This is a genomic window from Pontibacter korlensis (assembly GCF_000973725.1).
In the GTDB taxonomy this organism is placed as follows: domain Bacteria; phylum Bacteroidota; class Bacteroidia; order Cytophagales; family Hymenobacteraceae; genus Pontibacter; species Pontibacter korlensis.
Window position 1 is genome coordinate 441,158 of sequence record NZ_CP009621.1, and the last position, 13,601, is coordinate 454,758.

11 protein-coding genes and 2 pseudogenes are annotated in these 13,601 nt (G+C 49.3%); 4 read left to right on the forward strand and 9 right to left on the reverse strand.

The genetic code is table 11. The features are described from left to right. Positions 1 to 109 precede the first annotated feature (109 nt). The 7 genes and pseudogenes from PKOR_RS01795 to PKOR_RS01830 all read right to left on the reverse strand — a co-directional run bounded on the left by PKOR_RS01795 (position 110) and on the right by PKOR_RS01830 (position 7,903). Positions 110 to 580 (reverse strand): hypothetical protein, encoded by a 471-nt coding sequence (locus PKOR_RS01795; protein ID WP_046308812.1) that lies wholly within the window; start codon positions 578 to 580, stop codon positions 110 to 112. Then, positions 570 to 1,382: pseudogene (locus tag PKOR_RS01800) on the reverse strand (RHS repeat-associated core domain-containing protein); the annotation flags it as partial. The gene PKOR_RS01795 and the pseudogene PKOR_RS01800, both read right to left, overlap by 11 nt. Positions 1,383 to 1,822: 440 nt before the next feature. Beyond that, entirely contained in the window at positions 1,823 to 2,689 is an 867-nt protein-coding gene (locus PKOR_RS01805) for a tyrosine-type recombinase/integrase (RefSeq protein ID WP_071843103.1), read from the reverse strand. After that, positions 2,682 to 3,599 carry a tyrosine-type recombinase/integrase gene (locus tag PKOR_RS01810; RefSeq protein WP_046308814.1) on the reverse strand — a complete coding sequence of 306 codons (918 nt, stop codon included), beginning with the start codon at positions 3,597 to 3,599 and terminating at the stop codon, positions 2,682 to 2,684. Before PKOR_RS01810 ends, PKOR_RS01805 begins: the two co-directional genes overlap by 8 nt. 146 nt (positions 3,600 to 3,745) lie before the next feature. Further along, positions 3,746 to 6,340: a hypothetical protein gene (locus PKOR_RS24315; RefSeq protein WP_052738670.1), complete on the reverse strand. Its 2,595-nt coding sequence runs from the start codon at positions 6,338 to 6,340 to the stop codon at positions 3,746 to 3,748. Between the two features lie 55 nt (positions 6,341 to 6,395). Then, positions 6,396 to 7,226, reverse strand: coding sequence for a HEPN domain-containing protein (locus PKOR_RS01825; RefSeq protein WP_046308815.1), 831 nt, complete (start codon positions 7,224 to 7,226; stop codon positions 6,396 to 6,398). Beyond that, a complete protein-coding gene (locus PKOR_RS01830; RefSeq protein WP_046308816.1) occupies positions 7,223 to 7,903 on the reverse strand; it encodes a hypothetical protein in 681 nt (226 codons plus the stop codon). The genes PKOR_RS01825 and PKOR_RS01830 overlap by 4 nt, the downstream gene beginning before the upstream one ends. 134 nt (positions 7,904 to 8,037) lie before the next feature. Between PKOR_RS01830 and PKOR_RS01835 the strand changes: the two genes are divergently transcribed. Together PKOR_RS01835 and PKOR_RS01840 are read left to right on the forward strand one after the other, a co-directional pair. Next, positions 8,038 to 8,439, forward strand: coding sequence for a helix-turn-helix domain-containing protein (locus PKOR_RS01835; protein ID WP_235337126.1), 402 nt, complete (start codon positions 8,038 to 8,040; stop codon positions 8,437 to 8,439). A gap of 170 nt (positions 8,440 to 8,609) precedes the next feature. Beyond that, the gene (locus PKOR_RS01840; RefSeq protein ID WP_046308818.1) at positions 8,610 to 9,005 is read left to right on the forward strand and encodes a hypothetical protein; all 396 of its coding nucleotides are present in this window, start codon (positions 8,610 to 8,612) and stop codon (positions 9,003 to 9,005) included. Positions 9,006 to 9,138: 133 nt separating this feature from the next. Here PKOR_RS01840 and PKOR_RS23280 read toward each other — a convergent pair whose 3' ends face one another. Then, on the reverse strand, positions 9,139 to 9,549 hold the full coding sequence (locus tag PKOR_RS23280; protein ID WP_052738671.1) for a hypothetical protein: 411 nt from the start codon (positions 9,547 to 9,549) through the stop codon (positions 9,139 to 9,141). A 37-nt stretch (positions 9,550 to 9,586) separates the two neighbouring features. Then, positions 9,587 to 10,423 (reverse strand): annotated as a pseudogene (locus tag PKOR_RS01850) (RHS repeat-associated core domain-containing protein); the annotation flags it as partial. A gap of 566 nt (positions 10,424 to 10,989) precedes the next feature. On the opposite strand from PKOR_RS01850, the gene PKOR_RS01855 reads away from it, so the two are divergent. Further along, a complete protein-coding gene (locus PKOR_RS01855) occupies positions 10,990 to 11,400 on the forward strand; it encodes a helix-turn-helix domain-containing protein (RefSeq protein ID WP_235337130.1) in 411 nt (136 codons plus the stop codon). 795 nt (positions 11,401 to 12,195) lie between these two features. Next, positions 12,196 to 13,460 (forward strand): IS3 family transposase gene (locus PKOR_RS01865; RefSeq protein WP_415837351.1). Its coding sequence is split into 2 segments (ribosomal slippage): positions 12,196 to 12,565 and positions 12,565 to 13,460, totalling 1,266 coding nucleotides; the frame shifts between segments, so codons are not numbered across the junction. The last annotated feature ends 141 nt before the right edge of the window (positions 13,461 to 13,601 follow it).

Sequence of the window (13,601 nt, forward strand, 5' to 3'; positions counted from 1 at the left end):
GATGTTTTTTATTTATTAACCATACTGTCGCCTACTACAATTTCTTATTGAGAAATCATTACTAAAGCTGTGCTAAATAATAGTTTAATCCATACGAAAAGAGAGGTAATTATAAATTTAAGTAGTCCAATATCTTGTCAGTTAAGAAGTCAGAATACTTTTTATTTCTTTTGAATACAAATGAAATAGCCTTGTATGATAGATCGTAAAAAATATACTTTCTTCCATCCTTAAGTTTAAATTGATAATATGGAGGTGATACGAATGGGTAGATTAAAGGAATAAAGTAGCCTACATTTTGAATTGAATCAAACTCTGAGGAATCAACGATTTTATTACCATAATACAAGTTATCGATATGTATCTTTCCTCCTTCTATTGATATGTCAAATGTTCTCGATACAATCCAATTTATCACAAAAGCAATCAAACAGAATAATAGTAGGATGTATAAGTAATTTTCGTTCTCAGTTACGAAATAAGCCACAGCTACTCCTAAACTGAATACCACAGATATTGAAAGAAAGAAAAGTTGCTTTACCTTATTGCTTTCACTCAAAATATATTTACTAATCATCATTATTCGTTTTACTTGTAATCTTAATACCAAATCCTATATTGTATCCAAATCCAGCACCAATTGCAATAGTAGCACCATGGGCAACGCCAACTCTTAAAGTGCTACTTCTTGTTGTTGCGGTTTCCTCTCTCGAAATTTTAGATTCAGCAACGACTCCTGGAACTCCTACTGCTGCTCCACCCTCTTTCTTCGTGCTAACAACTTCTCCTGATTTTGAATTAGTAACCGTTTCCTCTTGATAAGAACCTTCTACACCAAGACCATATACAGGAACACCAACTTTCCCACCTGAGGTAGTCTTAGAAGTGGAAGTTTTATTTAAACGATAACCCTCGTAATTAACTCCATCTTTATCAATCTCAATAGAGAGAGTTGCATGATCTACACTTTCAACATTTATGTCTGCCCCATATCCTTTAATTTCGCCAGCCATTCTTTTACCTACTGTTGTCCCTCCATTTACCTCTACATAAGGAGATGTTTCCAAGTTACTAATAAACTCTCTTGTAGACTCCACTGTTGCTCTAACCACTGCTGTTGCAGCCTCTGTTGCTTTCTTTACAGCATAATTTGTGGCTGTACTAACTAGCTTTCCAATAATGTCATCCCCCCACATGCCATCCGGATCGATAAACCTTATCGGGTTATCAAAGGCATAGTTGTAAGGGCTCCACCTGCGGCCTTTCTCGCCCAGCGGATCCACCACATGCCACCTGCCGATCTGCGCGTCGTACATCCTAGCGCCGTAGTCCATCCAGTTCAGGCCAAGCTCCGCCTGCTTCTCCTTGCCGTTGTACTGGAAGAACTGTGCACCTGCATCAGTTTTTCCCTATGGTGCAACTTCCATTATAGCACACTTTTCCCAAAGAACGTCAGGCCCCTAAAGCCATACTATAAATATAGCACATTTAATATTCATTTGAAAGTAGACCTATATCCCCAAGAATCGGTTAATTTTTCCTGGCCGTTCCAGTACCTGTAGTTCTAAATTCAGCTGATTTAGATCAAGTAATAGATCTTTGTCGCTTGGATACTTCGTTAGTAAATGTTTAACATAATTAATCTCTAGCTGCTTTTCCCTTATTAAATCGTCTTGGCTCATATTCATTATCTGTTTTATACTTTATATCACAGATTCTGGAAAAGTTGGCTCCACAAATAAAATAAAGGCACCCTTCTTTCGAGATATGCCTTTATCTGCCCCAAAACAACATTTTTAAACTTCCAGCTTTCTAATCATCCCTACCCCAACGGGTGATATTTGGCTACAACAGCCTTCAGCTCCTCCAACCCCGCCTGCCTGTACTTCTCGGTGGTACTAGCCTTGCGATGTCCGGCAAACGCCTGCACCACACGCAGGTTCTTCCCTGCTTGGAGCATGTTGGCAATTACGCTTTGCCGAATAGTCTTGGTATTGAGGTTCCGCTCCGGGAAAAGCGGCTTGAAGGTCTCGACCAAATAACTGACGCCTTCCCCGCTCTCCGGCTGGCCCCGCAGGTTGACAAGCAGGCTAGCAGTTTTTGATTTCAGGAGCTTTGGCCGCACTTCCTCCAGATACTCCTGCAACAGTGCTAACTGGCTGGGTTTTAGGGGAAGTACCCGGCTGTTGCTTTTGGGTGTCTCTCCTACGTAAACTGTACTTTTCTGCAGGTCGATATCTGACACATCCAACATCACGAGTTCGCCCAGCTTCAGGGCCTGGTAAATAAGCAGGCTGATGATCACCTTGTTTTTCACCTTCGCGGCTTTATACCTTTCCTCCCGTTGCAGGAGCAGTTCCAGTTCTTCAGAGGTGAAAAGATCCTGAAGCTGAACAGGCAAATCCTGTGCATCCTTCAGGTTCAGATAACGGCAAGGGTGGTCGTGTCTTTGCCCGGTGGCAAGCAGCCAGAAGTAATAGGCTTTCACACTGCAAAGCGCCCGACTGGCTGTTTTGGGATTGCTGTACTTCCTCCGCAGGTAATCTACATAAGGAAGTATCTCCCGGTACGTGGCTGTCCGGGCCCGCTCTTCCGATAGGTATAGCAGGTATAGCTCAATGTCGTGCAGGTAGATCTTAACGGTGGAAGGGGCATGCTGCCCCAGCAGGTAATCCTTAAGCTCAAGCATGTGTTTGTGTGGCTAGGTAAGATTGACTGATGCGGGTATAAAGCTGGGTGGTTTCAATGCTGTTATGGCCCAGGAAATCCCGCACCTGTTCCAGGCTCAACCCGCCTTCCAGCAGGTGCGTGGCGATCGAGTGCCGCAGGTGGTGCAGGCTGAAGTGCTGCGGTAAATTCACCTTTCGCAAGAGGAGCTTTAACTTGCGCCCGTAATCTCCGCCCCGCATCCGGTGGCCGTTAACATTTAACAGGAAAGCCTGGCGGCTGTCTTCGTCCTGCTTCTTTTCATACTGGCTCCGCTCCCGGTAGAAATACTCCTGCAGATCGCGCGCCACCTGCCCGCTCATCGGCACCACGCGCCGCTTTTTGCCTTTGCCCTGCCTCACGTACAGGAGCTGGTTTCGGAACTGCACATCGGAAATGTTCAGCTGCTCGGCCTCCGAGCGCCGCAGGCCGCAGCCGTAGAAGATGGCAAGCATGGCTTTCTCCCGCAAGGTTTCACAGGCACTGTACAGCTGCTTTACCTGCTCCACCGTCAGAACAGTACGCTCCGGTGAGACGGGGCGGGGGAAAATAAGGCCGCTGATCGGATTGGCTGTGATTGTACCCAGCGTTTCCTGATAATGGAAGAACAGCTTGAGCGTATAGAGGTGCTGCACAACAGTGCTGGTGCTCAAACAGCCCACCCGCTGCTGGTTGGGCCGTTCCAACAGGTACTGGTAGTGCTCCTTGATGTGCTTCGGCCTGACACTCTCCACGTCGGTTATGCCCTGCTGTTCCAGCCAGTGCAGGAACTCCCGCAGGCTGGAAGGTTGGGATTTGCAGCTGGATGGATTATACCCCAGGCGGCGTAAATGTCGGGAGAATTCCCGCACCAGCCTTTGAAATCCAGGTGTATGAAGCGGTAAGTTTTTCATAGGCTATCTCGTTTTTTTGGAACACGGAACACCAGCAACAAAAACAGGGCTGCTTTGCCATACTGGCGCTTTTTGTTACTTTCTGGCGTTCCATCTGGTGTTCCCTGGCGTTCCATCTCTTCTGTTTATGGTCGTAGCTGTATCTGCTAAAGGTTTTCCAGCTGTCTTGATAGGCTGCTCTTAACCCGCTCCCTGATAACTTCCATGTCGTCCCAGTAGGTTATCCTGTACTTGTAGCCACGGTTAGCAAAACCGAACTGCTGCACGTATTCCAGCCTGATCAGCTGATGCAGGTAACGGTGCTGCTGTGTCTTGCTCACACCTGTGGCTGCACGTACCTCGAAGCGGTTGAACTCATAGTCGCTGCCTTTCATTTGCACGAACTCCTTCAGCTGCTCAAAGAACTGCCGCAGGCTTCCGTCCAGCTCGTCCACCTTCAACACGATGCTCTCAAAGAGTATCTCGCAGGCCGCTCGCATGTCTTCTTTCTCAGTAATAAGCCTCCCCTGTCCGTCCTTCTTCCGACGGTACTGGTTGAGCAGGGTCACCTGCCGCACGATGCTCTGATACATTTCATTCAGCCTCCTGATTTTGTGGGCCTCCTCCGGCAGCTCCACTTTAGTGGCGTATGGGTTGATCACCTGGCTGGGCTGCAACAAACGCACGCAGTTCTGTATGAATTCAATTGCCCCCTGCTCCTGCTTTTCGTCCATTTCCCCGGCAGCCCTGCTGTTCTGGTAGCCAATCACTCGCCGGGTCTGCTCCCGACTCTCGTCCACCGCCACCAGAAAGCAGCGGCTGATGTTGTCCTCATAGTACTCGCCCTTCGTGGTGCAGGCCAGGCTGGCGATGGGGCCTTTCACCATCCGCTCGGTGGAGCGGATATAGCCGTCCTCGGATTTTGTGGAGGTTGAGCTGATCAACACGTCATTGCTCTGCAGCTCCCGGAGCGCCAGCTGTGCCTCTTCCTTCAGCCCGTCCACGTCCTCAAAGCAAAGCAGCTTATTTTGCAGGTCATATTCCCCGTAGTTGTAGAAGCTGGTCTGCGTTACCCTCGTGAACCGCTTTACATCCTCAGGCGGCATCAGCGTGCTGATGATCTTGAGCAGCCTGGTTTTGCCCGAGCCGCTGCTGCCCTGGATCAGGCCGTGCAGCGGCTCGGGCATTTTATAGGAGGTGGCAAGCACAAATAAGAAAAGGCGGTTCTCTTCCTCTCCTACCACACCAGCCCCACCTATTAACTCGTTGAATCGGTTCAGAAGATCTTGCTGCTGCATGAACCGGATACACTCCTTTGCCCTTGCTTCCGGCACGCGCACGACTGGCTGCGCCTGTTTGGTTTGCCCCTTCTGCAGGTACTGGTCGCGGTAGCTTTCCAGCAGGCTGGCAAGCAGCATCAGGTCCTGCTCGGTTTGATCGCGGCTGTGGCCCAAAGCTTCCATTACAGTATCAGCCGTGCTGGAAAGCTGCTTGTACTCGTACAGGTCCAGTTTACAACGGTAGTCCCGGTGCCCGCTGATAACCTGCAGCGAGATCTTCAGGCTGTCGAGCTGGGACTTTACGCCACCCTTCACAGCGTAGATAGCGGCAAGTCCGGTAAAGAGGATGTTATGGGGGTTTTCGGTATTGAGCTGACAGCCTTCTCCTTCTTTTGCGGCAGCAGTTGGCGTAAGGTTTAGCTTTTCCCTTACAGGCTCTGAAGTAAGTACAGACTTGTTTTTAATCAGGTGAACCAACGCATCTGGGCCCTGCCCGTTTACCACGTACTTTACATTCTCTTTAGCGGATATACCTGTTGTGCTGAACTTTATACCTGGCTGCAGCTCTTGCAGCAGGGTCCTACACCTGGCAATTTCTTCTTCCCCTGACTCACCGTCACAAGAGAAAAAGATGATTTCCTCCAACTGCGGAAGGTTGTTTATTGTCTCCCGGAGTTCTTCCGTGATGCGGTCGCAGGCAAGTATACTATAGCTGGCGATGATCTCCTCGCTCATCAGCAGCCTGGCAGCGTCCGGTATTGAAGTAGCAAGTATAAGATGTTTGGCTTCTGAATCAGGATAGTGCGGGTAAAGCCCCTGCGGGTCCTTCAGGTATAATTCTTTAGGTCCTGCTTCATTGGCTATACTGTGAAAGTACAGGCCGCTGATCTGGTTGTGCTTGTCCCGGAGCGCAAAGGCCAGGCATTGCTTACCAAAGGGGCTGTAAGCTTTCTCCCCCGTTCGGCTATTGGTCTGCCCCTTATCGAGTAAAAGCCCCACTTGCAGACAGTTTTCGATCAGTGTTTTTTCCTTCCGGCTGCCGTGGTGGAATTGTCCCGAGTTATACCCTATCTCTAACTTCGTGTGATCCAGGCCGTGGTGCTTCAGGTATGCTTTGGCGGGAGCGCTGTTATGCACCGCGTTTCTAAAGTAGGTGAACATCTCCAAAAGAAATTCCTCCCTGCTCAGCTTTGTGGCACCCTTTGCTTCTCCGTTGATCATAGCTTTGGCTTTCTCTATCGCCTTGTTTCGGGAACAGTTCTCCATGTGAAGTATAAAGTCAATCCCGTCCAGCTTTTTACCCTTCGTCTGACAGTCGGGGAAAAGGCAGCAGGCTGTTTGGGTTTTATAGTGGAGCTGCAAGCTGAAAGACGAATCTTCGTGGAAAGGGCAGTGAAGCCGCTGCTGTTTGTCGGGTTTAAGTCCGTAGTGGTGCAGCACCCTGGAAAGGGTGAGGTGGGATCTGGTTTCGTCTGTTTCCATGATAATCTCGCTTGTAGTTATAATATGCTGTAAGAGAAGGAAGCACAGAGTTAAGCTATTCGAATAGCCTTACCTTCTCCTCAAAAATCTGCTTTACCATTTCCTGCAGCTGCTTCACACGCTTAAAGAGCTCGTCTATCGTGACTGTGTAAAACCTGTATTCCGGTTCGTAGCGGGATTTCAGGTAGGCCTCATCCAATAGGTGCACCAGTTGCTTTTCTTCAGGTGTGTCGCGCGGAAAGACGGAGCTTAACTGCGGGGCAACACGGCGACTGTACCGGATAAGAGCCTTGATCGAATGGGTGCGCGTATCCTTTTCCATCAGCGAAATCAGGATTGCCCTGTAGGTGAGTTCTGCTGCCTGATGCAGCAGGAACGGTATTATTGCAGCATTGTCACAGCTGCGGGCACAGTCATAAAAAGCTTGCCCTCTGCCGTATCTCACCCTGAAGGTTTTCAAGGCAGTCTCCCTTATTATCGGGTACAGCTCCAAAGGCGTGGAGGGAAGTGGCTCGCTACCGTCGTCATAGACCAGGTTACATGGAGTGCAGGAAAGCGAATAGAAGATATGCCCCTGCTCCAATGCTTCCCGCACAGCGTCCGAGCGGTGCAGTGAGCAACTCACGTGCCTGCCGCGCAGGTTGGCAAACTCCACCAGTTCCTGATGCTCCCTGAAAAGGATATGGCTCCTGTAGGGCATCACCACCAGTAATTCCACGTAGGCCGCATCACCCGCCATGTCCGGCACGGGGCTGTTTAGCAGGAAAATCTTCTCGGGCCGGACCGCTTCGGCAAGGAAGTTCACAAGCTGGCGTACATCCGCTGACGTGTCCGTATGGGTACAGCGGTTTTCTATACCTGAATTCATTCCTATTCCTGATTTCATGTGGCTGAGGTTTCAGTCTCTGTGCTCTCTTCGTCCTGTTCAGACACATCACTCAGGATGTCTTCCCCGGCAACCAGCAAAAGTTTGAAGTAATAAGCCACTTCCAGCAGACGTTCCAGTTGCTCGTAGTGCAAAAGCAGATCATAATTCTCCGTGTCCTGGAAAAGGCTGGTGGAAGAGAGTGCGTACTCGGTCCACTCGTTAAACAGGCTCTTCCAGCCTTCGAGCGGCAGCGTGTTGAAGAAATTTTTTAGCACCAAGACAGGGTAATTTAACTCCCGCTGTCTCAGCCGCTGGATACTGGCCCCATACTCTAACTCGATATCGTCATATTCCAAGTGCATATGCCTGTCGTCCTCCATCCACTCCGCTGTACCTGGTGAAAAGTATGGTATGTTCACCTCACCGTCCCGCGCCTCTTTCTCCTGGAGCAGGAGCCAACAGCCTTCCATGAGCTTCTCCAAACGCTGTTGCAGTACCACAGCGTCCAGCGGCTGGCGCATCTGGTGCCAGCCGATCGGGCTGGCGGTAGCCTTCAGGTAACGCCACAGGTATATCCGCAGGTGGTATAAAGAGCTATAGTCAAACAGCTCATAAATTACCTTTACTGGCTCTTTTTGCTCCTCTTCCGAGAGGTGATTAATCCTGCTTTCTAAGTTAGTTTTCACGAATTCCATAGGTATACGCTCTTGTAATACCCTAATTTGGTACTTTACTCACGCATACCGAACCCATAGCCTGGGTACTTTACTCACAAGCATGTTTTTCTTACTCATGTAAAAACACTATATTTGGTTTTATGGAAACAACGATGAAACCAGCACATATTGGAAGAAAGATCAGCCGCATACGCGAACTGCGCGGCATAAAGCAGGAAACCCTGGCGCAGGAGTTGGGTGTGAGCCAGCAAACTGTTTCAAGAATAGAAACAAGCGAAAGTGTGGAAGAGGACATTCTGGCTAAAGTTGCCAAGATCTTAGGCGTGACCACAGACACGATCAAGAACTTCAGCGACGAGGCTGTGTTCAATTACTTCAACAATTTCAGCGACAACAGCATCAACCAAGGACCGATCGGTGCGCACAACACCTGCAATTTTAATCCCCTGGATAAGCTGATGGAAGTCTTGGAAGAAAATAAGAAACTGTATGAGCGCCTGCTCGAAAGCGAACGTGCGCAAAACGAGCTCCTGAAAAAGATGATTAAGGAGTAACAGATCCAAATGTATAAAGTACAAAGCCCGGCCCCAAAGGTCGGGCTTCTTTGTTTCTATACTTTCTGAAAAAGGACGTATAACCTTGCCGCGTTCAGTCGGGCCAGCGGCACGGCTGAACGCGGCAAGGCTCCTGGGGTAGAAGGGGCCGGAATAGCCCCTGGCCTTTTGTGCGGCTGGCTGATCAGGAGGCTCTAAGGTATAGCACCAACTATAAAGCAAAAAGCCCCCGGCTGATTCCGGGGGTTGGGGGTAAGATTTCAAGCGCGAAGCCGCTGCGAGCGGAAGCCATAGCCAGCCAGGAAGAGCACGAGGAACGAGGGCGGCTGGCTGTGCGGCGGCTGACCCGCAGGCGAGCAAAACGCGGGCTGTGGGTTTTGTTTTGGGCTTTCCTGCCGGAGGCATTTTACAACATCAAAAACAAAATAGAAACAGCCGTGAGGAGTACCGCAGCGAGCCGACCGAAAGGCAAAGCCATGGTGGAACGCAGCGCAGCGAGTAGACCATGGTGTGCCGAAGGGAGCGTGAGCGAGGAAACGGACGAACCCCGCTGTACCTGCCAATAGCTTTTTAAGTGGTAGTGGCTGTGGTTCTCTAGATGAACCGTTGAAAAGCAAAAGCCCAGTCCAAAGAGGAAAGGGCTGTCACTTCTATATTGGGGCGAAGACATTAGTTATGAACTTTTACTAGAGCAATAGCCTACTCCCAGAATGGAGCTTGTTTAAAATTTTGTTCTTCTTCCAACAAATTTTTTATTTCCTCAAATCCTTTTACTACTTCCTCTACTGCCTCTGATAAGTCATCATGAAAATAGTCTTGGTAGAAAATTGCAGGCCATAAAGTTACATCATTGCTACTCCAAATTTTCAATTGCCAATACTTTGATACCTTTCCATCTATTACATCAAAAAATTCTAAAGGCGCCTGTGCCAAATTTCCTGAATCAGAAAAATAGTCTATATATCTGGAGCCATCAGCATTAATCTGAACTCCATATACTAAATATAATTTCCCAATAGTCACATGATAATCTTGATTAATTGATTGAATCAGATCAGAACTATTAAGTAAAGAATCATTCTTGATATTAGAAATACATCGTACTATCATTTCTGCTTAATTATTAATCTTTTTAAATACTTTTCCTCTACTTTTTCCATTTTTCATTCACTATACTTTTCATATTGAATCTTTGTCCTGTAACTATATTTTCTTCCCAATGTGTAGAGAGTTTAACACCATCGCCTGCAGGATAAGCTGAACTTGACTTTTTGACATATTGATGTGGCTCCCCTCCATGTTGTTTAGCCAATTCTTCTGCTTTTCTTAATGGTTTCTTACTACTACCTCCTGCAATTACTTCACCAGCTTCACCCATTTGTTGCTGACTGGCAACTTTTTTATTTAATCTAACAAGCTCAGGTGAACCACTCTTGGATACATTAACTACCCCATCTGCAGCGGCCTCTACAACATCTACACCGGCTTTTTTTACCCCAGCAGTCCTCGCTAGCAAACCTGCCGGACCTGCTCCGGGAGCCGCTGTGGCAACAGTTAGTGCGCTTATGAGCACGGCTTTTCCCACTTCACCATCACCAATCTCGACTACATTAGCTTGCCTTCCATTTTCCCCGTAGGTATAGTTAACTGCCTTTACGGAAATATTATCGCTAAACTGTGAGCCAACCGCTGTTGCTAAAGTCACTAGGCTGGAAGCCATATTGTCCCTAAAATCCCAATAGACATTTTCAACGGTTGTACCTAAGCCTCCCGAGCCATCCCCGGGCCCATTTGGCCACATCCCATCTGGATCAGTAAATCTAATCGGATTGTTGAAAGTATAATTGTACGGGCTCCACCTTCTGCCTTGCTCCGCCAGCGGGTCCACCACATGCCACCTTCCGATCTGGGCGTCATACATCCTAGCCCCGTAGTCCATCCAGTTGAGCCCCAGCTCTGTCTGCTTCTCCTTACCGTTGTACTGGAAGAACTGTGCACCTGCACCAGTTTTTCCCTATGGAGCAACTTCCCCTATGGCACACTTTTGTAAAAGAACGTTTGGCTGCTTATACCTTCCATAAGTATAGTGAATTCTGTATCTATTCCTATACCTGTCGAACAAGGTATACCTATGCCCTATACCTTAACTGGTATTCCGAACACCAACTTATATGTAGCTCTATGACGAGATGTAGCAAGGGGGTATCATGATTTTTGGGAACACGGAACACCAGCGGCCAAAACCTGCCTGATTGGTTGCATTCGCACTTTCACCCCCTTTCTGGCGTTCCAACTGGTGTTCCTTGGCGTACCATACCTTCCTTTGCGGGTCGTAGCTATACCTTGCGTTCCTAATTTATGCTCAGGTATACAGGTGATTGTTCACACTGCTATACCTAATTATACCTGCCTGCCACAGGTATACCTGGCTGCTTTTTCCTAAGATGGTGTTTTACCCGCGCGTACCGTACCCAAAACGCTAGTAATTTACTTGCTTGCTGTTTTTCTTACTCGGCTGAAAATGCTATATTTGGTACTATGGAAGCAACTATGAAACCTTCGCACATCGGCCGCAAGATCAGCCGTATTCGTGAACTCCGCGGCATTAAGCAAGAAGCATTAGCCTTTGAACTAGGTGTGAGCCAGCAAAGTGTCTCACGGATGGAGCAAAGCGAGAATGTGGAAGAGGAAACGCTGCAGAAGGTGGCAAAAATTCTGGGTGTATCCACCGAAGCTATTAAGAATTATAATGATGAGGCTGTACTCAACATTATTTCCAATACCTTCAACAACCATGACAACTCAGCTACCCTACAGGGGCATATCATTCACTATAGCCCATCATTCAATCCCATAGATAAGCTAATGGAAGTTATCGAGGAGAATAAGAAACTGTATGAGCGCCTGCTAGAAAGCGAACGAGCGCAAAACGAGCTCCTGAAAAAGATGATCAAGGACTAACATGTCCTAAAGTGCAAGGTATAGAGCCCGGCCCAAAAGGTCGGGCTTTTTTGTTTCTATACCTAAGCTGAACGAGCAAGGTATAAGTCTAACCTTGCCGCGTTCAGTCGGACCATCGGCACGGCTGGACGTGGCAAGGCTCCTGGGGTGGAAGGGGCGGGAATAGCCCCTTGGCCTGGTGCGGCTGGCGGATCAGCTGGCCCTCAGGTATACCACCAACTACAAGGTATAGGTATAGCGCCTGCCACAAGGTATAGCACTAACAATAAACAAAAAGCCCCCGGTTGATGCCCGGGGGTTGGGGGTAAGATTTCAAGCGCGAAGCCGCTGCGAGCGGAAGCCAAAGCCAGCCAGGAGAAGAACACCCGTGAGAGTGGGCGGCTGGCTGTGCGGCGGCTGACCCGCAGGCGAGCATAACGTGGGATGCGGCTGGGCTGGCCGTGGCTGAACGATAGTGAAGCGGCGGACAGCACAGAGAGAGCAGCCGTGAGGAGCAGCACAGCGTGTGGAAGTAGGCAGAGCAGACGAGCCACGGCTGACGAAGGAAGCGGTGGAACGGCTGCGGTGGTGCAAGGGCGGCGAGGCACGAGCAGGCGAAGCGAACCCTTGAACCACTGCCTGCTGGAACTAAGTGAGCAGCACACGAACCCCGCTGGACCTGCTTAGGCCTTTGTCTTGGCAGGAGTTCTAACATTCTGAATGTGACAGAAAGTAGAAGCCATTACCTGAGCAGAAAGGGCTTCTATTATAGCATTGTCCCGTCCTAAAATAGGTTGACAGAAAAATCAACCTTATATGGAAAAAGCAGCAGAGAAAAAAAGCAAGCGCACCCAGCGTGACTATACCTTGGGCTTTAAATTGGCCGTAGTGGCTGAGGTCGAGCAGGGCGATCTGACCTACAAACAAGCCCAGAAAAAGTACGGTATCCAGGGCAGAAGCACCGTTTTGGTTTGGCTTCGTAAGCACGGCAGATTAACTTGGGACTTCAATCCAAGCGCTATGCCCCAGACACCCAACCAACGCATCAAAGAACTAGAGGCCCAACTGGCCGCAGCTGAGAAAAGAGCCAAGGAAGCCGAGCTCAAGGCCAAATTGCTGGACACCATCATTGACGTGGCCGAGGGGCAGATGGGGATCCAGATCCGAAAAAAGCCACTGGCCAAGCCGTCGAACACCTCCGCCAGGAAGGGCAAATAAGCCTTTCCCTGGCCTGTAGACTGCTTGGCCACAGCAGACAAGCCTACTATCAGCGGCAGGCAAGAGTTCTGGAACAAAAGCAGATCGCCGATCAGCTCGTGGAGCTGGCGGGCCAGATCCGCCTGCAGATGCCGCGCCTGGGCACCCGTAAGCTCTATCACCTGCTGAAAGAGCAGCTCGAGGTGGGACGAGACAAGCTCTTTGCAATTCTAAGAGAAAGGGGCCTGCTGGTGAGGCCCCGCAAGAGCTACCATAAAACGACTGATTCAAAGCACTGGATGAAAAAGCACAGGAACCTGGTGGAGGGGCTCAAAATAGAGCGCCCCGAGCAGGTGTGGGTCTCTGACATCACCTACATCCCCACCAGAGAAGGCCACAGCTACCTTTCGCTGGTCACTGATGCCTACTCCAAGAAGATCATGGGCTACCACCTCTCGGAGGACCTGCGGGCAGAGGGGCCTCTGCAGGCCCTGAGGATGGCCATCGAGCAGAAGAAGTACGGCTACGGGCTAATTCACCACTCCGACCGGGGGCTGCAGTACTGCTCTGCAGACTACCAGCAGCTGCTGGAGAAGGCGCAGATAAAACCGAGCATGACCGAGCAATACGACCCTTACCAGAATGCGGTGGCCGAGCGCGTGAACGGCATTTTGAAGGACGAGTTCGCCCTGGCGCGGGGCTTTGCCCACCACCTGGAGGCCGTGGCAGTGATCGCTGAGTCTGTGGACATCTATAACAGGCAGAGGCCCCACCTCTCGTGCCACCTGCTCACACCCGAGCAGATGCACCGGCAGGATAAATTAGAGGTAAAGCAGTGGAAAAAGAAAACCTCCAACACAAACGCATGGGAGGTCTCAAATTAAAAAGTAATTTCGTCTCAAACCCGTCAACTTATTTCAGGACGAGACACATTGAATTATGTCGCGGTTTTGTAGCCCATGCCAGCGGAGCTTTTAATTTAATGCAAAAACGAGATCTAGGTTTACTATAATATTTCTATTAGA

Excerpts from the sequence above, each read along its gene's own strand:
- PKOR_RS01795 (WP_046308812.1), bottom strand. The coding sequence starts at position 580 with ATGATGATTAGTAAATATATTTTGAGTGAAAGCAATAAGGTAAAGCAA.
- PKOR_RS01805 (WP_071843103.1), bottom strand. The coding sequence starts at position 2,689 with ATGCTTGAGCTTAAGGATTACCTGCTGGGGCAGCATGCCCCTTCCACC.
- PKOR_RS01810 (WP_046308814.1), bottom strand. The coding sequence starts at position 3,599 with ATGAAAAACTTACCGCTTCATACACCTGGATTTCAAAGGCTGGTGCGG.
- PKOR_RS24315 (WP_052738670.1), bottom strand. The coding sequence starts at position 6,340 with ATGGAAACAGACGAAACCAGATCCCACCTCACCCTTTCCAGGGTGCTG.
- PKOR_RS01825 (WP_046308815.1), bottom strand. The coding sequence starts at position 7,226 with ATGAAATCAGGAATAGGAATGAATTCAGGTATAGAAAACCGCTGTACC.
- PKOR_RS01830 (WP_046308816.1), bottom strand. The coding sequence starts at position 7,903 with ATGGAATTCGTGAAAACTAACTTAGAAAGCAGGATTAATCACCTCTCG.
- PKOR_RS01835 (WP_235337126.1), top strand. The coding sequence starts at position 8,038 with ATGAAACCAGCACATATTGGAAGAAAGATCAGCCGCATACGCGAACTG.
- PKOR_RS23280 (WP_052738671.1), bottom strand. The coding sequence starts at position 9,549 with ATGATAGTACGATGTATTTCTAATATCAAGAATGATTCTTTACTTAAT.
- PKOR_RS01855 (WP_235337130.1), top strand. The coding sequence starts at position 10,990 with ATGAAACCTTCGCACATCGGCCGCAAGATCAGCCGTATTCGTGAACTC.